The following is a 21,239-nucleotide window of genomic DNA, read 5'->3' as shown; positions in this document are numbered from 1 at the left end:
ACAATGAAGAAAATATACTTGCTAATGCTTTGTGCTTTTCCGTTTTTGGCAAAGGCACAATACACTGAAATTATTAACTCAAACCTCCCAGGTAATTCACAAAGTGCTTACGCAGTAGGGGCGAGAGTATTACAATTTGAAGGAGGTTTATGGTACGAGCACAACCACCACAAAGAGACAGGCACTTCTATGGATTTTACTGGAATGAACTATGCAGTGCGTTATGGTTTTTATAAAGAAGAATTGGAAGTGATGCTCAATGGTACTCTTGCTTATGACCGTACAATTGCATCTAATGGTACGACTTCGCACTTTGGTTTTGTGAACAATACTATCGGAGCTAAGTATTTGCTCTTTAAACCTGCTTTTTTAGATGAAGAGCCGAGTATTTACAGTTGGAAGGCTAATAACTCTTTTAGATGGCGTAATCTCACACCTTCTATATCTCTTTATGCAGGGGTGAATTTCTTACCAAACAAACGATATTACTACGAGTCAATACCAGCACTCTCTCCTAAAATAGCAGCTATCTTTCAAGCAGAACCTATCCCCCGTGTAGTGTTGGTAGCAAACGGTATCATTGATAGGTTCTTAAGCGGTAAAAACACCGAATACAGCTATTTGTTCACCGTTACTCATAACTTAGACAATGGTTGGTTTAGTATCTTTGCAGAGCATCAAGGTATTCACAGCCAGCATTACAACGACCAGATTACGCGTCTTGGCGTTGCCTTCTTGCTTTCCGATAAAATACAACTCAATGCCGATATGGGCTTTGGCTGGAAAGATACCCCACAACGCTATATGGGATTGTTCGGGGCTTCTTATCGCATCGATAACCACAACAGCTATATCAAGAAGGTATTGAGTGAAACAATAGAAACCACCAAAATACAACACAAGAAAAAACCTAAAAGAAACAGACGTAATGCCATTGATCCTGATTAAAGAACTCACCACTAAAAAGGAACTTACCGAGTTTGTGAAGTTCCCTTTGTCTTTATACAAAAACAACCCTTATTGGGTGCCACCTCTCATCAGCGACGAGGTAGCCTCTTTTGACAAAACCAAGAACCCTGTATTCGACAATGCCGAAGCCTTCTTTTACGGAGCTTACAATGAGAAAGGTAAAATGGTTGGGCGCGTAGTAGCTATTATTAATCAGCACGACCTTAAACAGAACATAAAGAAAGTGCGCTTTGGTTGGCTGGATATGATAGACGACATTCAAGTAACACAAGCTCTCTTGGATAAGGTAGCTGAAAAAGCTCGTGAGTATCAATTGGAGTATATGGAAGGTCCGATAGGTTTTTCGAATATGGACAAAGTGGGATTGCTTACTGAAGGTTACGACCATCTCTCGAATATGATGACGTGGTATAACTATCCTTATTATAATCGGCATTTAGAGCAATTAGGCTTTACCAAAGAAAAAGGCTTTGTAGAGATGGAATTTTTAGTAAAGAACTCTAAACCTGAGATTTTTAAGAAAACAGCTGAAGCCATAAAAAAACGCTATGGGGTAAAGTTCATCGATACGCCTACTACTAAAGAAGTGCTCAAGCACGTAGATGCAATGTTTGACCTTTACAACGAAACCTATTCTAAGTTAGCTTCCTACGTGCCTATAAGCGAACGTCAGCGAGAGTACTTCAAACAAAAGTATATCCCTTTTATCAATCCTGAGTACGTACGTTTTATTGAAGATAAGGACGGTAAACTGATATGTTTTGCCATTGTGATGCCTTCGTTCTCTAAAGCATTACAAAAGGCAAAGGGCAAACTCTTTCCTTGGGGCTGGTGGTATTTGTTACAATCGAAACGACATCACGATACGGTGGAGTTCTACCTTATTGGGGTAGCCCCCGAATACCAAAGTAAGGGTATTCCCGCCTTGTTGTTCGACTATTATTATGATATATTCACCCGCAATGGGGTTACTCATTGCGTGATTACACCTGAACTTGAAGAAAATATTGCTATTCAGCAACTTTGGAAGAGCTTTGACCCCGTTATCTTTGCTCGCCGTGCTACCTTTAAAAAACAGGTAAGAGATTAAATGTAAAATGAATTATCTTCTCCCTTTTCTGGCAGTAGTATTAGGCTACTCATCCGTTACCCTTTTTAAACCTGCCCAACAGCAATACACCAAACTACTACTCTCTTTCAGTGGTGCTTACCTATTAGCACTCACTGTATTCGTGCTGATACCCGAAGTATATCACTCTCACGATGAGCATACACACGGTTTTAAATACATAGGGCTATTTGTGATAGTAGGAGTACTCTTGCAAATTGTTTTGGAGTTCTTTTCGCACGGAGCCGAACACGGTCACACCCAGCACCCACACCTGCATCAGCATAGTGCTTTCCCACTCTCACTGTTTATCAGCCTTAGTATTCACTCCATTTTAGAAGGTTTCCCGCTATCTCACGGGCATAATCACGACCTCGTGTATGGTATATTTGTTCATAAGTTGCCCGTCGCTATTGTGCTTACCACCTTTTTTATTAATTCAGGAGTGAACAAGTGGAAGACAGCACTGTTTTTACTCTTTTTTGCTCTAATGACGCCATTAGGCACTTACTTAAGCAGTACTGTACCAAGCCTTATCAGTTACCACACCGAGCTTTCGGCTATTGTAATAGGTATTTTCTTACATATATCTACCGTTATTCTATTTGAAAGTGCCGAAGGACACCGTTTTAACCTGCTAAAGTTTTTAAGTGTTTGTGTAGGATTTGCGGTAGCATATCTTACATAAAAGAGAATTAGCAAATTCGTAAATTAACCAATGAAGACAATAAAAAAAATCTTATGCATTAGTGTTTTATGGGTAGTAGCCTGTCAGTCGCAAAAAGAGGCAGTTTTTACGATGAAAGACCTCGCTGTTATTCCGCAACCTGAATCGGTGGTGCTGGGTAAGGGTAGTTTCCGGTTTACTAAGGAAACTGTTTTTGTGACCGCTCCTGAACTATATCCTATGACCAACTCGTTTGTTGAACAATACGAAAAGGCAACAGGCTTCAGAATGTTCTTTAGAAAGGCAGCTATACAAACGAGCTATATACTGCTTTCTCTTGATAAATCTCTGCCAAAAGAAGGCTATACCCTTGTAGTGAAACCTGATAAGATTTCTATCACCGCAGCCGACCATAACGGGGCACTCTATGCCCTCGAAACCCTGCGTCAGCTACTACCCAAAGAGTTTGAAAGCTCCACCCCCGTGAAAACTGACTGGGTCATACCTGCAGTTACTATATCTGATGCTCCCCAGTACCCTTGGCGCGGACTGATGCTCGATGTTTCTCGTCATTTCTTCCCCAAAGAATATATACTGAAAACTCTCGACCGTATGGCAATGCTCAAGCTCAATACCTTCCACTTCCACTTAGTAGACAATGAAGGTTGGCGCATCGAAATTAAAAAGTATCCTAAACTTACCGAAATAGGTGCGTGGCGTGTAGACCAAGAAGATAAACTATGGAATGAGCGCACTCCAAACTCCGCCAACGCCTTTGCCAATCCTGCGACAGCTCCTAAAAAATACGGAGGTTTCTATACTCAAGAAGATATTAAAGAGATTGTAGCTTACGCCTCTGCACGTGGCATTACGGTAATCCCCGAAATAGAAATGCCTGCCCACGCAATGAGTGCCATAGCGGCTTACCCCGAACTATCTTGCCACAAACGCCCCATAGGAGTGCCCTCAGGCGCTGTATGGCCTATCACCGACATCTATTGTGCGGGGCAAGAAGAGACTTTCACTTTCTTGGAAGATGTACTTACCGAAGTGATGGAACTCTTCCCCAGCAAATACATTCACGTAGGTGGCGACGAAGCCACTCACACCGAATGGGAAAAGTGCCTCAAATGCCAAGCACGTATGAAAGACCATCATTTAAAAGATATGCACCAATTACAGAGTTATTTTATCAAACGTATAAATGATTTCTTAGTATCCAAAGGGCGCACTTTGGTAGGTTGGGACGAGATAATGGATGGTGGTTTAGCTAACAATGCAGTGGTGATGAATTGGCGCGGTATTGAGGTAGGTAAAAAAGCCCTCGAACAAGGTGGTAACCCTGTTGTGCTCACTAGCGATTGCTATATAGACAACTATCAAGGTCTTCCCGACTATGAGCCTCAAGCCAATGGTGGTTACTTACCGCTCAAAAAACTTTACCATTACAGTCTTGAAAAAGAAAACCTCAGCCCAGCACTGCAAAAAAATATTTTGGGTACGCAAGCCAACTTATGGGCAGAAAACGTGGGTAGCACTGAACATTCGGAATATATGCTCTTTCCGCGATTGTTGGCGCTTGCTGAAATCAGTTGGACAACCGATAACTTGAAGAATTGGGACAACTTTATAAATCGCACTCAAGCCTTTATGAAGCGTTTGGACGTGATGAAGGTGAACTATGCCCGCTCTATGTACCAAGTAGTCCCTACCGTTGAAAACCAAAAGGGGAATATTTTTCTAAAATTAGACTGTGAAGTCCCCAACGCCGACATTCGCTACGCTTTGGGAGATACTCCTATAGAGAAAGCTACGAAATACCACCAGCCTATTGCGCTGAATAGAAGTACTACCTTTAAAGCAACTGTTTTCAGTGGAAAAGCGACCAACACCATTACCACTGGCGAGGTAACATTCCACAAAGCGATAGATAAGAAAGTAAGTTACAGTCCACTTTATCACAAGAGTTACCAAGGGCAAGGAGAAGCGACGCTCACCAATATCATTCGCGGTACCAAAAACTTTCACGATGGGCAATGGCTCGGTTGGTTAGGCGACGATGTAACCCTCACCCTTAATTTAGAGCAGGCTACTGAGGTGAGAGAGGTGCGCATAGGAGCAATGGATGCCCAAGCATCTGGTATTTACTTTCCCGTAGAATTTATAGTATCCCTTTCAAACGACGGTAAAAACTACCGTGAAGTAGCAACTCACAATGAGCCTTGTGTAGTGAGAGGAAAGTCCTCTTTAAAAGATTTTGTGTTGAAGTTTAGTCCAACGGAAGCACGCTATATCAAGCTCACTCTCAAAAACGTAAAAACACCCCCAAAAGGAGGTGATGCTTGGCTTTTTATAGATGAAATTTTGGTATTTTAGAAAAATAATGTACCTTTGTTGCGTTTTAAAACCACAAATTGATAATTATTAATTGTAAATTGTTAATTGACATATGGATTCAGTAAAAAATTATATCAATGAAAACAAAGACCGCTTTATTGCGGAACTGATAGAACTGCTCAAAATGCCTTCTATTAGTGCTGATGCTGCCTATTCTCAGGATGTGCTCAACACCGCCGATGCCGTAAAAAACGCCTTAGAAAAGGCTGGTTGCGACAAGGTGGAAATATGTGAAACCCCTGGCTACCCTATCGTATATGGCGAAAAAACTATCAACCCTGCCCTGCCTACTGTTTTGGTATACGGGCACTACGATGTACAACCCGCCGACCCTATTGAGCTTTGGGAATCTGACCCCTTTGAGCCTGTTATCAAAAAAACCGATATTCACCCTGATGGAGCTATCTTCGCTCGTGGGGCTTGCGACGACAAGGGGCAAATGTTTATGCACGTGAAAGCCCTTGAATATATGGTGAAAAACAACGTGCTCCCTTGCAATGTGAAGTTTATGATTGAAGGCGAGGAAGAAATAGGTTCAGGAAGCCTTAGTTGGTTTGTAAAAAACAACCACGAAAAACTCAAAAACGATATTATTCTTATTTCCGATACCAGTATGCTGGCTAACGATACACCTTCTATCACTACGGGCTTACGCGGACTTAGCTATGTGGAAGTGGAAGTTACCGGTGCCAACCGCGATTTACACTCTGGGTTATACGGCGGTGCCGTAGCAAACCCTATCAACGTGCTTACTAAAATGATTGCTTCTTTGCACGACGAGAACAACCGCATTACCATTCCGCATTTCTACGACAAAGTAGAAGAACTCTCACAAGCTGAACGAGATGAAATGGCAAAAGCACCTTTCTCACTCGAAGCCTACAAAAAAGCCTTAGATATCGATGAGGTATATGGCGAAAAAGGCTATACCACTACCGAGCGTGCCTCTATACGTCCTACCCTTGATGTAAATGGTATCTGGGGTGGCTATACCGGACAAGGAGCTAAAACGGTTATCCCAAGTAAGGCTTATGCCAAAATATCAATGCGCTTAGTGCCTAACCAAGACAACCACGAAATTACCGAGCTCTTCACCAAACACTTTGAGAATATCGCACCAGCAGGTGTGCGCGTGAAAGTAACTCCGCACCACGGCGGACAAGGCTATGTAACTCCTACCGATACTACTGCTTACCAAGCAGCGGTAAAAGCCTGCCAACAAACTTTTGGCAAAGAGCCTATACCTGTGCGTTCAGGAGGAAGTATCCCTATTGTAGCCCTTTTTGAAGAAGAATTAGGTAGCAAATCTATTCTCTTAGGCTTTGGTTTAGATAGCGATGCTATCCACTCGCCTAACGAACACTACGGTATTTTCAACTTCCTAAAAGGTATTGAAACCATTCCGTGGTTCTATCTCTACTTTGTAAACAAGGAATACGAGTTATATAGATAGTAATAAAGACTTTACCAAAACTCGTAGCACGAGAGACTATTAAATTTTTGGTAAAGTCTTTTTATATTATTGTTGAAAATAAACGACTTAGCAATACAGCTAAAAAATATTAAATATTTTTCTGCTTAAAAATTTGCAGGTTTCAAAAATAGTTGTACCTTTGCACCGCAATTAAGGAAAACATAAGTAGAATATATTCCTCCTTAGCTCAGTTGGTTAGAGCATCTGACTGTTAATCAGAGGGTCACTGGTTCAAGTCCAGTAGGGGGAGCAACAAAAAAAAGCACTTACATTATGTAAGTGCTTTTTTTATTTTATCTTCTTATAAAGCCCATTCTTTAGCTCGGTTGTGAGCATTCCACATTCTTTCATACAATTCACTCTCTTGTAATAACTGACTATGAGTGCCTATAGCGTTGATTTCGCCTTTGTTGAATACAATAATCTGGTTAGCTGTGGTGATAGAGCTAAGGCGGTGTGCTATCACAAGTACGGTTTTGTTGCGAATAAGCGTACTGAAAGCCTGCTGTATTTTATGCTCGTTCTCAGGGTCGGCAAAGGCAGTAGCTTCGTCTAAGATGAGGATTGGTGCATTTTTAAGAATAGCACGTGCCAACTGGAAGCGTTGTTGTTCTCCTCCGCTGAGATGTACCCCTTGCTGACCAAAAAATGTGTTGTACCCATTAGGCAGATTCATGATAAAATCGTGTATTTGAGCTGCTTTGGCAGCCTCTATTACTTCTTCTTCTGTTTTATCCATTCCCATACGAATATTGTCGTACATTGTTTGTTGAAACATAAAGCTATCTTGGAAAACAAATGATACCTTTTGCATCAAACTTTCGGTGGGTAACTCTTTGATGTCAATTCCACCTATAGTAATTCGTCCTTCTTGACAATCCCAAAAGCGAGAGAGCAATTGCCCTACGGTGCTTTTACCTGCCCCTGAGGGACCTACTAAGGCAGTAACTGTACCTTCTTTGGCTGTGAAGCTAATGTTGTTCAACACATAGTTCTCGCCGTCGTAAGCAAAGCTAACCTTGTCGAAACAGATATTATAGTGAGTAGGTATCTGTGCATTATATCCTTCGGAAAGAATGGGTTGATTGAGAATTTTATCAATCTGTTGTACGCCTTGTTCTATCAGCTGTAGTTGCATTGCCATATTGCTAATGGCAAAAACGGGACGCATATAGCCTGTACCTATGATGAGGAAAAAGAGCATAGTGGCAAGGGTTACCCCATTGTGAAAATAAAGATATAGACCTAATGCCAAAACAGGCAACATTGCATTACTAGCAAAACTCATAAAGATAGCGTAAGGAGGTGAGCTATGACGTATCCACTGACTTACAAAACGGTTGAAAGATTTTACTTTCTTGCCGTATTTATCAAAACTCTCAGCTGATTGTTGGAATATTTTCATCACAGGCATAGCACGTACGTATTCTACGATACCTGAGCTCATCTCTTCTAACGATTGGTGATATAGCTGGGTAAGATTTTTGTTTCTTCCTCCAAACATTATTGGGAAAATAAGCAGTAGCAACAATAAAGGCAAACAGCTGGCAAGAGCTAATCGCCAATCTTGACTGAACAGATATCCTAAGGTGAACAAAGGCAAGGCAATAGCTTTTACAAAATCGGGGATTTGGTGAGCGATAAAGGTTTCTATACGCTCTACATCGTCCGAAATAATTTTCTTAAAAGCTCCTGAATTGCGGTTAGAAAGATAGCCCATAGGCAATACGCCGACCTTTTCGGTAATCGTCTTTCTAAGACCGTAAAGAATGTTGAAAGCGGCGATATGTGATAAAATACCCGATAAGAAGAAAGCGACCATACTCACGGCTATCATTACAATGGCGTAGATTACATATTGTTGAGCAGTAGCAAAATTGGGTATTTGCTGTGTGAGTTCTTGTATGATATAGAATACCAAGGCATAAGGAATCAAGCTCAGTACTGCGTGAATAATGGCTAAAGTGCAGGAGGCTAAGAGTAAGGTTTTACGCTGTCCTGCTATTTGTAATAATCTTTTCATAGTTCGTTAATTGTTAATTGCTGTCCAGCCAGAGGTTTGTTGTTGGAGTGTCCAGAGGCGATGATAAATACCTTTTTTAGCCAAGAGTTCGGGGTGCGTACCTTCTTCGGCAATATGCCCTTCTTCTAAAACAAGTATTTTATCAGCATTTTTAATGGTGGAGAGCTTATGGGCTATCACCACTACTGTTTTGTTTTTTACAAGTTCCTGAATGGCTTTTTGAATGTATATTTCGTTTTCGGGGTCGAGACTGGCAGTAGCTTCGTCTAACAAGATAATAGGAGCGTCTTTCAGCAAAGCACGTGCGATGCTGATACGTTGTTTTTGTCCGCCAGAGAGATGGTTGCCTCCTTCACCTACGGGAGTGTGCATTCCTTGCGGTAATTCCCACGCAAACGAAAGTACTTGTGCTTTTTCGGCAGCCTCTATAATTTGGCTTTCGGTAGCGTTAGGATTCCCTATTTTGATGTTATTGTAAATAGTATCATCGAATAGGTATACATCTTGGAATACTTCGCTGATAAGTCCATAGAAGCGGTCTTGCCGGATATTTCTAATATCTACTCCACCAATGGTAATTCTTCCATTATTCACGTCCCAAAAACGCGCAATGAGTGAAGCAATAGTGGTTTTACCCGAGCCCGAATGTCCTACCAATGCTACCATACTGTGCTGAGGAATGCTGAAATTAAGATTGTTAAGTGTAGTTTTATCTTCTAAATACGAGAAACTTACATTATCAAAATTGATATTAAAGTGAGAAGGGAACTCGTTTTTATCGGTTTCCATAGTGGGTTCTTTCAGTACGTCAATGACACGGCTGAGGCTTTCGTTCATATAGCGCAACATCATATAATCTACTAATACTACTTTGATGGGGTTGTACAAGATATAGCCTAAAATTAGAAAAACGATAAGCACAGGAATAGTAATGGTGTTGTGAGTGAGATAGTACAAGCCTAAAGCGAGCATCAACACAAAGCTTATTTCCAAAACAGTGAACGAAAGCATTACAAATGGTCCTGGTATAGCTTCTAAGCGGATGCTCTTTTGGCGCAAATTCTCATAAGCCTTTTCGAGCATTCGGTAATTACTACCTGTAAGACCATAGGATTTTAGGTGTCGTATTCCTTGTACATATTCCAAGAATTTAGCTGATACTTCGTTTCGTGCCTTTACTTGCCCTTTGCTGAGTTCCCATTTATCGACCATAAAAATACCGAGCTTTAAGAACGGTATTACCAGTAGAATGCCAATGAACAAACAAAGGGTGAGTCGCCAATCGCAATAGAAGAGGAATCCTGAGAGCATAAGTGTACCGAAAAGAGCGGCTGCTAAATTGCCAAAACTGTGACTGAAAATATGCTCAAACGAGGCGACATCTTGCATAATCACTGAAGCTATTTCGCCGGGGTCGCGCTTTTTGAAGAAACCTAATGAGAATTTTTGGATATGATTACCTAAGCGAATGCGTACTTTTTCGGAAATACCATATACTAATAGGTTGGACGACACAAGGGTGCGCGAGGCAACGAAGAACTGTAATAGGAGTAGGATACCCATTAGGGCTACCATTTCCCAGATAAGGGACAGATTGGGTTGCGGTTTAAAAAGCTCCCATAATATTATGAGTAATATGCCCGACGGAGCTGTGATAAAACCGTTATGCACAATTTCCCACAGCACGCTCTGCCACGTACCTTTTTTATTAAAAGCTGTAATATACAGTAAATTGCGAATCATTTTATTTAAATGTTTGATTAACGGAGCAAAAATACTGTAAAAAGCTCTTACATAGATTTAATATAAATAGCTTTTTTTTAAATGTGAATAGCTTTTTTAATAATTAGAAAATGAGAGAATGTGAGAATGAGAAAATTAATAGATTAGTAAACGGAGACGAAGAAAATCGGAAAGGTTCGGAAGAGGGTTGAGGGAATTTTTGGTGAAAAATGGCTGTAAGGAGGGTGGGGTTAGCTTATAGAGAGCTTATAGGAAGCTTATACGAATCTTGGACGATTGGTATAGAAAGGGTATATAAGTAGTTGATTCATAGTATAATACAGCGATATAAAAAATGTTAAAAACAGGGTTTCGAGGCGAAAGAAAGAGAATCCTCTCCCCGTTCACATACTCTCCTATTCGGAGACTTCTCCAAAGGAGAGGGGGATATGGCGACGGAAATAGAGTTGGCAGGTTGGGAAATTAGAGAATTAGTAGATTAGGTGTCAGCCAGACGAGCGGGTACGAGCCACACGGGCGATTGTAGCAAAATAGGCAATAAAAACTTTGCCAAAGTTGTAGAACGATAGGTGTTCAGAACCTTTGGCAAAGTATGTATGATATAAAAAGTGATTTTAAGCTTGTGTTATTTAGAAAAGTGTAGTTACCCGATAATCATTCCGGCGATAGTTGCGGATAACAGAGAGGCTAAAGTACCCCCAAGAACGGCTTTTAAGCCGAATTGAGAGAGCGTTTTGCGTTGGTTGGGGGCTAAGGCGCCTATACCACCTATTTGAATGCCTATGGAGGCGAAATTGGCAAAACCGCAAAGCATATAGGTAGCCATAATGATAGATTTGTTATACATTAAGTGAGGAGCACTCGTCATATCCTTTAAGGTGGCTAACTGAGTGTAAGCCACAAATTCCGAAGAGGAGAGCTTAATACCGAGCAATTGTCCCATCAGCATAACGTCTTCTTTGGCAATACCGGCGAGCCACATAACGGGTGAGAAAACGGTACCTAAAATCATTTCTAAAGAGAGTCCGTTATAAGGAGTGTTGCTGGCTATGATATTGTTGAGATGTGTTTGATAACCTACCCAATTAAAGAAATAATTAATCATTGCGATAAAAGCCACAAATACTAAAAGCATAGCTGCTACATTGGCAGCGAGTTTAAGTCCTTCGGTAGTACCATTGGCGATAGCGTCGAGCACATTGGAACCTACATTCTCCATAGAGACGTGCGAATCGTTAGAGAATTGCTCGGTTTGAGGGCATAGCATCTTGGAAACTACGATAGCACCGGGGGCAGCCATTACGGAAGCTGCTAAGAGGTGTCGGGCGAAGAGCAAGCGCATTTGGGGGTCGTCGCCACCGAGGTATTGGATATAAGCAGCCATTACGCCTCCTGCTACGGTAGCCATTCCGCCTATCATCACAAGGAGGATTTCGGAGCGAGTCATTTTGGCTAAATAGGCTTTAATCATCAGAGGGGCTTCGGTTTGTCCTAAAAAGATGTTCCCCGTAACCGAAAGACTTTCGGCACCTGAGATATTCAGCAGTTTAGATAATGCCCACGCCATACCACGCACTATTACCTGAATAACACCTAAATAGAACAATAGGGAGGTGAGTGCAGAAAAGAAGATGATGGTGGGGAGCACTTGGAAAGCGAAGATATAACCTATACTATTGGTATCGACTAAGTTACCGAGGAGAAACTGACTACCTGCTCTTGTGAAATCTAATATGAGCACAAAGATACTACCGGCAAAATCGAAGGCGTCTTGTATAAAGCCTACTTTTAGAATACCTATTGCAATGGAGAGTTGTAGGGCTAAGCCTATGCCAATAGTCTTCCAATTGATAGCGCGCCTATTGCTACTGAAAAGATAGGCGATAAACAGGAGGGTAATCATACCTACCACACCACGAGTAAAACTTTCGAGAGAGAAACCTTCGCTAGCGACAGCCTTCATTACTTGTGTAGTGGCGGTTTGTGTAGTAGGAGATTGTGTAGCGTCTTGGGCGACACTTATGAGTGGTAAAAGGAAGCTAAGACTTCCGATGGTTATGTTTTTTTTCATTGGTATATAGTTTTAAAAAGTACTATCGCGTTTAGAGATTTCATCTCTGATAAGTGCTGCCATTTCGTAATCTTCATTTTCGATACAGTCATTTAGCATTGTTTTTAGTTCGGGTAAGGCGTATTTAGTATATCTGTTTCGGCTACTGTCTTCCTCATCAACATTATCTAACGAAGGACTTATGGTATTGGAGGGCTCATCGTTGAGCAGAGGGATATAAATGCCGGCTCTTTGAATGATATCTCGATAGGTGTAGATGGGTGCGTTGCAACGCAAGGCAATGGCGATGGCATCGCTGGTACGAGCTTCGATGGTGTATTCTTGACCATTTTGTACACAGAGGATATTGGAGTAGAAAATGCCTTCTTCTAATTTGTAAATCACGACTCTTTTTATCTGTATACTGAAAGTATCGGCGAATATCTTGAAGAGGTCGTGTGTAAGGGGTCGAGGAGGTACAAGACTCTTCTCTAATTCCAAGGCAATAGATTGTGCTTCAAAGGTACCAATGACGATGGGTAGCTTTAAATCGGTCTCGACCTCGTGCATTATAAGCACAAAGGCATCGTTCTGCGATTGATTGTATGATATCCTTTTTATGAAAAGACGCACTAAATCCATTGGAAGGTTACTAACATAAAATATAAATTAGGGGGTAAAGTTATAACAATTATTTTAACTACAAAAGATTTTTAACATATTTTTTCTTCTTTGTAAAAGAAAAGGCTGTTCAATCTTGTATTGAACAGCCTTCGCATTACATAAGATTTTACTTGTTACATTTGTTTGGTAAGAGTATATTCTTTTACCATTTTAGGTTCTTTACCATCTTCACCTACCTGTACGATATTATCGCCTTTGGTAATATAGAAAGATTTGTGATTATCAGCTTTAGAAACGAGTGTAAAACCTTTATCAGTGTGTTCTACTTTACCTTCTTCTTTAGATTCGAAGTTTTTGCTTGCACAGTTTTCTTGTTTTACATAGGTGTCATCGGCATAGAGATGGATAACGGTAGCCATTCCGCCGCAATCGGCTGCAGGAAGAGTACCTACATAAGTAGCCACTAACTCAGGAGTCATCTTTTCAGATACGTTGTCCATAGTGTTTTCCATCATAGTAGTGGTGTCGCTTACCATATTGTTGGCATTTTGCGAAGGATTGTTTTGACAGGAGGCGAACATAAGCACAGCAACTCCTAATGTTAAGATGTGATTTTTCATAAAATATAATGTTTATTTGTTTACTTATTCAAAAAGTGTACCAATACTACAGTAAATTCACTTCCCTTTCCTACTTCGGAAGTAAAATGAATGCTACCCCCGTAGGAAAGCACGATGTTTTTGACCATTGCTAATCCCAAGCCACTACCACTGGTTTTGGTAGTGAATTTCGGTTCGAATATCTTTTCTTTATCGGCGTCGGGGATACCCGTACCATTGTCTTTTACTTTTAGAGTAATATCGGTATCGCTTTTATTGAGGCTTACTTCAATAGAAGGGAAAGGTTCGTTTTCGGTAGCTTGTAGCGCATTTTTTACCAAATTGGTAACTACACGACCGAGCTGGTCTTTATCGAATACACTTATAATCTCATCGTGAGAATGGGTGAAGTGAATTTCATCAGAATTAAAAATATCTAAAGTGCGTTTGATAACAGACACAAAATCGAATTCCTCATCGTTTTTAGCAGGCATATTGGTAAGTGCCGAGAAGGCAGTAGAAATATTACTCAATATGTCTATCTGTTGGATAAGAGATTCGCAGAATTCATTAGTTTGTTCAGCGGTTTGAGGCTCTCGAAGGGCTTTGCGTTGATAACTTTGCACGGAGAGACGCATAGGAGTAAGAGGATTTTTGATTTCGTGTGCTACCTGCTTTGCCATATCGCGCCACGCTTGTTCGCGTTCGGATTGCGCCAAAAGGGCTTTGCTGTTCTCAATCTCATCAATCATTCCATTATAGGCATTTACCAACTCGGTAATCTCGGCAGGGGCAGATTTGAGAAGTATCTTTTCGTTTTGGGAGAGCAAACGAGTTTTCTCTAAACGACCTTCGATGGTTTTAAGCGATTTGGTAATATATTTAGAAATGAAGTAAGCTACCGCAAGGGCAACTACTAAGAGCGAGAAATACACCATCGCTAAGTTATACAGCGACCCTTTTAAAGCGCGCTCGTTGAAGGTGTCGTTCTCGAAATAAGGAATGTTGAGAATAGCGATAGGCTTGAACTGCAAATCGGTAATATAACTGTAAGAGGTTTGATAACCACGCCCTGCAAATTCGTGGTGCTCAACAAGACGTTTATTGAGTGTAGCGGAAAGCTGATGCAATACATCAGGAGGAATGAAAAACGCATCTTGGTCCGGCGAGAGAGAGGCTTTGGAGCTTTTTAGTAGCACACCGTCGAGGTCATAGAGGGCAAAGTTTAGGTTTTGGATATTGGCAATGCTGTAGATATCCTCCCGAAAGATAAGAGGTATATAAGGGGTTTCGACAGGGAAAGTGGTTTGCGAGAATACATATTGTATCTGCATCTTGATTTGGTTTTCCTTGTCGATAAGTCGCTCATCGTGATATTCTAATGCCTGTTTTTTATACTGCCCAATCATTACGAAAGCCAAAATAGCGAAAGCTACTAGCACGAGTAGGGTCATACTGAGGAATATCTGAAAGCGAAGGGTGTTTTTTTTAAACATAGTGTCCCCTTATTACAGGTTATTTTAAGCCTATCACAAAGGCTGCGGGATAAGATTTTTTAATCTCTACAAGTTTCTTCTCAGCCTCTAAACGCGTACGGAAACTACCAAGGCGCACTTTGTAGTTAGGCGACTCGAAAGTGAGCAATACAGGGTATTGTTTGTATTTGCTTTTGGCATCGAGCATTACTTTATTAGCTTCGGTGATATTGCCATTATAGATTTGTACTTGGAAAGCGCTCTCGGTACGAGCTATTTCCTTTTTGAGTTCCATAGCATCGGCTATATTCTTTTCCTGACTAATAGTTATTTGTGCATAGGAAGCGCTTGTGAGCAATAGTATTCCAGCTATAAATATGTTTTTCATCATCAATATAAATTTAATTCTTTTGTTTTCTTTGGCGTAAGAACCAATACAATTTACTAAATCCAAAGCCTATGCCAAACAAGGCTATAAAGAAAGTAAATATACCTCCCAATACTTTTAAATTGATAGGTTCACTTTGGGGAACGTAGAGTATTTGTCCGTTAGCAGTACCTATAAGTCCTAAGAGAGTGATAAGCAAACTCACCAAAAAGTGTAATTCTAAGCGCAGGTCTTTCTCAGGTAACAGCTTTTGAAGACCCAAAGAACCTAATATTATGAAAACTACCACGCTCGCACCTATCCAAAAGGCAATATGCTCAAACGATACCCCTGTATAATAAAAGATAGATTGAGTGAGCACGTAGAACAATGCAGGAAAAATAAGCAGGTTAGGATACCACTGCAAAACTTTATGCCAACGACTTTCTTTACCTTTAAAAAGCGTGCGTAGTGAAGTAAAACAATACGCCATACACACAGCAGTTTCTACGGTGAGCAGTACGGTAATATTGCCAAGCACTTTGGGGTCGCTGAGCATTGTTTGGAGGGTAACTTGTGACTGCTCTGAGGCAAAATCAGTAGCCAACCATACAAACAAGAAACAAACAGCTGCAAATAACACCTGTTGCCACAGTTTCCAAAAACTGAGTTTCAGCACTACGTTCAGCATTATAAAGACTGTAAGAATTGCTATTACCATATCACATATCCCTTATCTCTTACTTACATTCTCAGCTACACCAGCTCACCGACTTTACTTATTACCTCTACTGAGTCTTCTCCGTCGTTTTGTTTCCAGTGTACTACCACACGCTCATCATTGATAGCGTCTACTTGCTTACCGCTGTAATCGGGTTGTATGGGAAGATGACGACTAAAACGCCTATCTATAAGCACTAAGAGCTCTATTTCAGAAGGGCGCCCGAAGCTCTGTATGGCACTGAGAGCAGCGCGAATACTGCGCCCTGTGTAGAGCACATCGTCTATGAATACCACTCTCTTGTTTTCCACGATAAAGTCGATAGCGGTAGAGTTGGCTTCAAGAGGTCTACCTGTGCGCCTAAAATCATCGCGAAAGAAAGTAATATCTAATAAGCCTAATGGAATATCAGCAATGTGATATTCTTTAGTAAGTAGTTCTACCAATCGCTCCGCTAAATAAGTGCCACGAGGCTGGATACCGATAAAAACCGTATTCGAGAAATCGTTATGGTTTTCTATCAGCTCACAAGCGAGGCGGTGTAGCATCACTTGGAGTTCCTCCTCGCTGAGGATTTGTTTTGTATAGGTATTCATTTGACTTAAAAACTGAGGGTATTTAAGTTGCGTTGAGCATCGGCATTGCCTTCGCTAGCGGCTTTTTGGAAAAAGACTTTGGCATTCGCCTTGTCGCCCAACATATAGTAGCAAGAGGCACGATAATTATTCAGTACAGCATCTACGGGCACTCCTAAGCTCTCCATTTCAGCCATATCGTTAATGGACTTCTGGTATTGCTGAGTGTTGTAGTAACTAATAGCACGATACCTGAGCCCGTCTATATGAGCAGGTACTTTTTCCAAGAACTTCGTAAATATAGGAATTGCCTCAGCGTAGCGCTGTTGCATATAGAGTTGCATTGCCTGAGTGTAAAGAGGTGCAAATTCCTCTACCTGCATACGCGAGATAATCTTGTTGCGGTTATTAATTATATCTTTATTATCGGGCAAATACACAATAGCACTATCTAAGGTAGCACGAGCATCAGCTATTAAGTTATTTTTCTCTTGCAAATAAGCCAAAGAGTTCCACGCTTGTACCTCACTGCGATTACCGCGAAGGGCGTCTCTATCTACATCTACGTGGAAACGGTTTTTCAGTATAGTTTTCCACTTAGGTTGTGGTTTCTGTACACTGTCTTTCTCCAAGCCTAAATACTGTTTGAGCAAGTGAATCGATTCTTGCTCTTTACCCATATTGTTCAGCGCAAAGGTCTCTAAATTTAGGTTACCAAAGAAATTAGGCTTTATCATTCGGGCTTTATGGGCATATTTATAAATACTATCGTTGTTTTTGTTCTCTTCCATAAAGTATGATACAGCAGTAAAATACTCGGGACGTGCGTCGTAAGGATGATAATGAATTGAAGAAAGTACTTTACGTGCCTCATCGAATTTCTTTTCGTCTATCAAGTAGCGTGCTTTTTCTACATCTACAGGCTCAGCCACTGCCGTGAGATTTGGAATACGAGGATAGTTACGAATCAAGTAATCCGAAGGTGATTTGGTAGGGCGCACACCTTGTTGCTCTTCTTTTACCATACGTTGTATTTTAGAAGAATCAAAGTACATACGCTCTACTACCACATTCAAAACCATTGCCACCAGGGCTACTGCTCCTATAAAACCTAGAACACTCATTGGCAATTTGCGCTCTTCTGCTTTTTTCTTACTGAAATACAATACTGCCAAGCCTACTGCTATCCCTACATAAATACCAAAGAGGGCTTGAATTTCGGGACGGTCTTGAGGAAAGTTAAAGAACGCATCAAACGAATAAGCAAAGAGTCCAAACAATGGTAAGAAAAACCACTGTTCTTGCTCGGGATTCTTGTTTTTATAAGTACCTCTTAGGAAATAATAAGCTGCCAAGAGGAATATAGCCAAGAACGCCAATCCTGCGAAGATTCCCGCTTCGGCGGTGAGCTCCAAAAAGTCGTTGTGATTCTTATACATATAAATATAATGCGGACTGTAAGAATTCTCATACTGTAAGAAACGTACCTTCCAGTTACCAATGCCTACACCCAACAGTGGGTCGTTCGGGATCATATCGGTAGCGGTAATCACCCAAGCAGTTTTACGCAAGTTGTTACTGGTATTCTCTTGGTTAGTTACCTCAGCCAAACGAGCCCCGAAACTGGTGCTTTGTCTCACTTGTTGAGGGTATAAATAGTTCTGTACAAACGAGAAAATACCAAAAGCAAGAACTACCAAGCCTACGTGCATGAGTACTTTTACGCCCGTTTCACGACGTTTTAAGATAAAATAGTCGATAGCACCATAAGTGATGAAAATAAGCGTTGTAAGAATAGTTGCTAAGTAGAAAGCACGGGTACTCATAAAGAAGATTGCTAAAGTACCAACCAAAACACCTATCCCCCCAATGATACGCAAGGTGTTTTTATGAAAATAAAACAACCAGATAGCAAAAGGTATCTTAATAAACATAGCCGAAGCCAAAATATTCTTGTTAGAATACGAGCCTTTGATATTGTAATCTGCACTAATACCCTTGATGATACCTTTTACCCCGTCGAGGGTTACCAAAAAGTCATAACACAAAAGAATTGTCATTGCAACTGCCAAATGTACTAAACTCTTTTTGTTGTAAATCACCAAAGCCGATACCATCCAAGCAGCTGAGAAAGCTGTAAATATCTTAAAGAAGTGCAAAATCGCTTCTTCTATATCAATAGCTTTGGTAAACGAGAGCAATGCCAATACCATTATTAGGCAGTAAGCAATCCCTATTTTATTAGTAAAAAAGCCAAACAGTAATTGTGTGCGTTCTCTGAATTCTTTAATAAAAAACACAAGCCCTACTACTACCAAGTTCAGAATGGCAAAGGTGTAAAACTTTGTAGCATTGGAGTCGAATGCCATCCAGTTAGGGGTAAGTACCGTTACATAGCCATAGGCAATGAGCAAGACACTCGCCAAAAGTTTCATACTCGAACTCCCTTCCTCACTCACTGTGGGGGTAGGTTTAATAGGATTCTTGCTGGGTGTTTTCTTCTTATTGGGTTTCATCTTATGTATTTATATAAATTTTCTTAATTACTTATATCTTGATAGTTACCTCCAATTATAATCAGTCTTTTATATCAGAAATTCTATTGAATATTTGGTGTTCTTTTATTTGTTGTTTGGTGTTAATAATGGCTATGATAATCACTTCTGACAATTCTTCCAAAGCAATATAATGAATTCCAAAGTGGAATCTTTTAGTAAAGAAAATACGAACCTCTTCATATTTCCTTGGAGCAACAAAGGGAAAGTCTTTTAATGTTTCTATATAATCTACTATTTCATTATATGCTTCGAGACCTAAATTTTCTCTAAAAACATTGTAATAATCTATAACATCATTTAACTCTTTTTCTGCTCTGGGGTGGAAAATTAAACTAAATGACATACTTCTCTGATATTTTCTTCTTTACTTCTTCAAAAGGAATTCCAATAGAAGGGTTCTCTTTTATCTCTATAACTCTTCTATCCAACTCTTTTTTAAGAGAATCAGATAAAAAAGATTGTTCATACTCAAATTCCACTCCCATTTTTTCAAACAAAGAGGTTAATTCAGCTTTTTGTATTTCATTCTTAGGATACACTAATAAACACATATTATTTTAATTAACAATTAATATCTGTAAAAGTCGCTTTCACAATCTCATTTACCTTTTATCTCTTATCTTTTACCTGCTTTTGTCGCTCTTACTGCCCGTGTGGCTCGCACCTATTTGAATCATCTCATACGCCAGTCCCGTTTGCTTTACTACATCTTCGGTGCGTTGGGAATGAGTATCGGTAATAAAAAGCTGTCCGAAATGTTTTTGAGTAACCAACTGCACCAACTGCGTTACGCGAGTATCGTCGAGCTTATCAAAAATATCATCTAAAAGCACTATGGGCGTAATCCCTAACGATTGCTTCAACACTTCAAACTGCGATAGCTTCAAGGCTATCAAAAACGACTTCTGTTGCCCCTGACTGCCATATTTCTTCATCGGGTAGCCCTCAATCTCAAAAAGCAAATCGTCCTTGTGAATACCTACGGTAGTGTATTGCGCACTGCGGTCTCGCTCAGTATTTTCGGCAAGCTGGGTAGCCAAATCACTTTGGTGCAAACTGCTGTCGTACTGCAAACTCACTCGTTCCTTACCTCCCGAAATATAAGCGTACTGCTCGCTAAAGATAGGCAAAAACTCTTTCATAAAAGCTCGCCGTTTCTCATAAATGTGTTGTCCTAAGGGCGCCAACTGCTCGTCGTAAATGTGCAAAGTCTCTAAAGAGAAAACGCCTCCTTCTGTCATTTGTTTCAGTAACGTATTGCGTTGCAAGAGCGTGCGGTTGTAACGCAAGAGCAGTTCTAAGTAAGCCCTATCAGTTTGCGAAATCACACTATCCAAAAACTTACGGCGTGTTTCACTACCTTCTACTATCAAGTCGCGGTCGGAAGGTGAAATGAGCACCATAGGGTATTTACCTATATGGTCAGCCAGGCGTTCATAGGCTTTACCGTTGTGTTTCATTACTTTCTTCTGTCCTTTTTTAAGGCTACACACTATCTGCTCTTCACGTTCTTCTTGCCGAAACTGTCCTTCGATAAGATAAAACTCCTCGCCGTGGCGTACGTTCTGCACTGCCGAAGTAGTAAAGTAGCTCTTCGCCATACCTAAGTGATAAATAGCATCAAGCAGATTCGTTTTCCCTACACCATTATCCCCTACAAAACAGTTGATAGTAGGGCTAAAGGCATACGCTTGTGAGAGTATGTTCTTGTAGTTTACGACCGATATTTGTTTGAGAAACATCATTTGTTAGTGCAAAGGTACGAATAATTTGTGAATTACCAAATTTGTCGATTGGGTAATGCCTCCTAGATATTCTCTGATCCTCTCCGAGAAAGTATGAAAACTCAGAGTACTCCGAAAACTGAGGCTTTCTACTAATTTTAATCT

At 40.6% G+C, this 21,239-nt stretch carries 18 protein-coding genes and 1 tRNA gene; 6 read left to right on the top strand and 13 right to left on the bottom strand.

All coding sequences use genetic code 11. The features are described 5' to 3' along the window. Positions 1 to 3: 3 nt before the first annotated feature. The 6 genes from HW279_RS05410 to HW279_RS05385 all read left to right on the top strand — a co-directional run bounded on the left by HW279_RS05410 (position 4) and on the right by HW279_RS05385 (position 6,865). Positions 4 to 948, top strand: coding sequence for a transporter (locus HW279_RS05410; RefSeq protein WP_009419827.1), 945 nt, complete (start codon positions 4 to 6; stop codon positions 946 to 948). Further along, entirely contained in the window at positions 929 to 2,059 is a 1,131-nt protein-coding gene (locus tag HW279_RS05405; protein WP_178958244.1) for a GNAT family N-acetyltransferase, read from the top strand. Before HW279_RS05410 ends, HW279_RS05405 begins: the two co-directional genes overlap by 20 nt. Before the next feature lie 7 nt (positions 2,060 to 2,066). Next, positions 2,067 to 2,765: a ZIP family metal transporter gene (locus HW279_RS05400; RefSeq protein WP_178958243.1), complete on the top strand. Its 699-nt coding sequence runs from the start codon at positions 2,067 to 2,069 to the stop codon at positions 2,763 to 2,765. 30 nt (positions 2,766 to 2,795) lie between these two features. Beyond that, the gene (locus HW279_RS05395; protein WP_178958242.1) at positions 2,796 to 5,120 is read left to right on the top strand and encodes a glycoside hydrolase family 20 protein; all 2,325 of its coding nucleotides are present in this window, start codon (positions 2,796 to 2,798) and stop codon (positions 5,118 to 5,120) included. Between the two features lie 73 nt (positions 5,121 to 5,193). Beyond that, positions 5,194 to 6,594 (top strand): dipeptidase, encoded by a 1,401-nt coding sequence (locus tag HW279_RS05390; protein ID WP_178958241.1) that lies wholly within the window; start codon positions 5,194 to 5,196, stop codon positions 6,592 to 6,594. 197 nt (positions 6,595 to 6,791) lie between these two features. Further along, a tRNA-Asn gene (locus HW279_RS05385) sits at positions 6,792 to 6,865 on the top strand. Positions 6,866 to 6,916: 51 nt separating this feature from the next. Here the strand turns inward: HW279_RS05385 and HW279_RS05380 are convergent. The 13 genes from HW279_RS05380 to recF all read right to left on the bottom strand — a co-directional run bounded on the left by HW279_RS05380 (position 6,917) and on the right by recF (position 21,092). Further along, on the bottom strand, positions 6,917 to 8,638 hold the full coding sequence (locus HW279_RS05380; protein WP_178958240.1) for an ABC transporter ATP-binding protein: 1,722 nt from the start codon (positions 8,636 to 8,638) through the stop codon (positions 6,917 to 6,919). A 6-nt stretch (positions 8,639 to 8,644) separates the two neighbouring features. Continuing rightward, on the bottom strand, positions 8,645 to 10,381 hold the full coding sequence (locus tag HW279_RS05375) for an ABC transporter ATP-binding protein (RefSeq protein ID WP_002675114.1): 1,737 nt from the start codon (positions 10,379 to 10,381) through the stop codon (positions 8,645 to 8,647). 643 nt (positions 10,382 to 11,024) lie between these two features. Continuing rightward, positions 11,025 to 12,452 (bottom strand): NupC/NupG family nucleoside CNT transporter, encoded by a 1,428-nt coding sequence (locus HW279_RS05370; RefSeq protein WP_002675080.1) that lies wholly within the window; start codon positions 12,450 to 12,452, stop codon positions 11,025 to 11,027. A gap of 12 nt (positions 12,453 to 12,464) precedes the next feature. Beyond that, entirely contained in the window at positions 12,465 to 13,073 is a 609-nt protein-coding gene (locus tag HW279_RS05365; RefSeq protein WP_009410183.1) for a bifunctional nuclease family protein, read from the bottom strand. Positions 13,074 to 13,228: 155 nt separating this feature from the next. Continuing rightward, positions 13,229 to 13,675 (bottom strand): copper resistance protein NlpE N-terminal domain-containing protein, encoded by a 447-nt coding sequence (locus HW279_RS05360; RefSeq protein WP_178958239.1) that lies wholly within the window; start codon positions 13,673 to 13,675, stop codon positions 13,229 to 13,231. 20 nt (positions 13,676 to 13,695) lie between these two features. Further along, on the bottom strand, positions 13,696 to 15,150 hold the full coding sequence (locus HW279_RS05355; protein WP_178958238.1) for a sensor histidine kinase: 1,455 nt from the start codon (positions 15,148 to 15,150) through the stop codon (positions 13,696 to 13,698). Positions 15,151 to 15,169: 19 nt separating this feature from the next. Continuing rightward, complete coding sequence (locus HW279_RS05350) at positions 15,170 to 15,520, bottom strand: SPOR domain-containing protein (RefSeq protein ID WP_009410186.1); 351 nt, start codon at positions 15,518 to 15,520, stop codon at positions 15,170 to 15,172. Between the two features lie 10 nt (positions 15,521 to 15,530). Next, positions 15,531 to 16,217, bottom strand: coding sequence for a hypothetical protein (locus HW279_RS05345; protein ID WP_178958237.1), 687 nt, complete (start codon positions 16,215 to 16,217; stop codon positions 15,531 to 15,533). 35 nt (positions 16,218 to 16,252) lie between these two features. Continuing rightward, positions 16,253 to 16,813 carry a bifunctional pyr operon transcriptional regulator/uracil phosphoribosyltransferase PyrR gene (gene pyrR, locus HW279_RS05340; protein WP_178958236.1) on the bottom strand — a complete coding sequence of 187 codons (561 nt, stop codon included), beginning with the start codon at positions 16,811 to 16,813 and terminating at the stop codon, positions 16,253 to 16,255. 5 nt (positions 16,814 to 16,818) lie between these two features. After that, the gene (locus tag HW279_RS05335; RefSeq protein ID WP_178958235.1) at positions 16,819 to 19,308 is read right to left on the bottom strand and encodes an O-antigen ligase family protein; all 2,490 of its coding nucleotides are present in this window, start codon (positions 19,306 to 19,308) and stop codon (positions 16,819 to 16,821) included. Between the two features lie 61 nt (positions 19,309 to 19,369). Continuing rightward, positions 19,370 to 19,693, bottom strand: a complete 324-nt coding sequence (locus HW279_RS05330; RefSeq protein WP_178958234.1) for a type II toxin-antitoxin system RelE/ParE family toxin — start codon at positions 19,691 to 19,693, stop codon at positions 19,370 to 19,372. Then, a complete protein-coding gene (locus HW279_RS05325) occupies positions 19,683 to 19,901 on the bottom strand; it encodes an addiction module protein (RefSeq protein ID WP_015782355.1) in 219 nt (72 codons plus the stop codon). The genes HW279_RS05330 and HW279_RS05325 overlap by 11 nt, the downstream gene beginning before the upstream one ends. Before the next feature lie 72 nt (positions 19,902 to 19,973). Further along, positions 19,974 to 21,092: a DNA replication/repair protein RecF gene (gene recF / locus HW279_RS05320; RefSeq protein ID WP_178959033.1), complete on the bottom strand. Its 1,119-nt coding sequence runs from the start codon at positions 21,090 to 21,092 to the stop codon at positions 19,974 to 19,976. Positions 21,093 to 21,239: the final 147 nt, after the last annotated feature.

Source organism: Capnocytophaga sp. oral taxon 903, assembly GCF_013394785.1.
In the GTDB taxonomy this organism is placed as follows: Bacteria; Bacteroidota; Bacteroidia; order Flavobacteriales; family Flavobacteriaceae; genus Capnocytophaga; species Capnocytophaga ochracea.
This window is presented reverse-complemented; position numbering and strand designations above follow the sequence as displayed.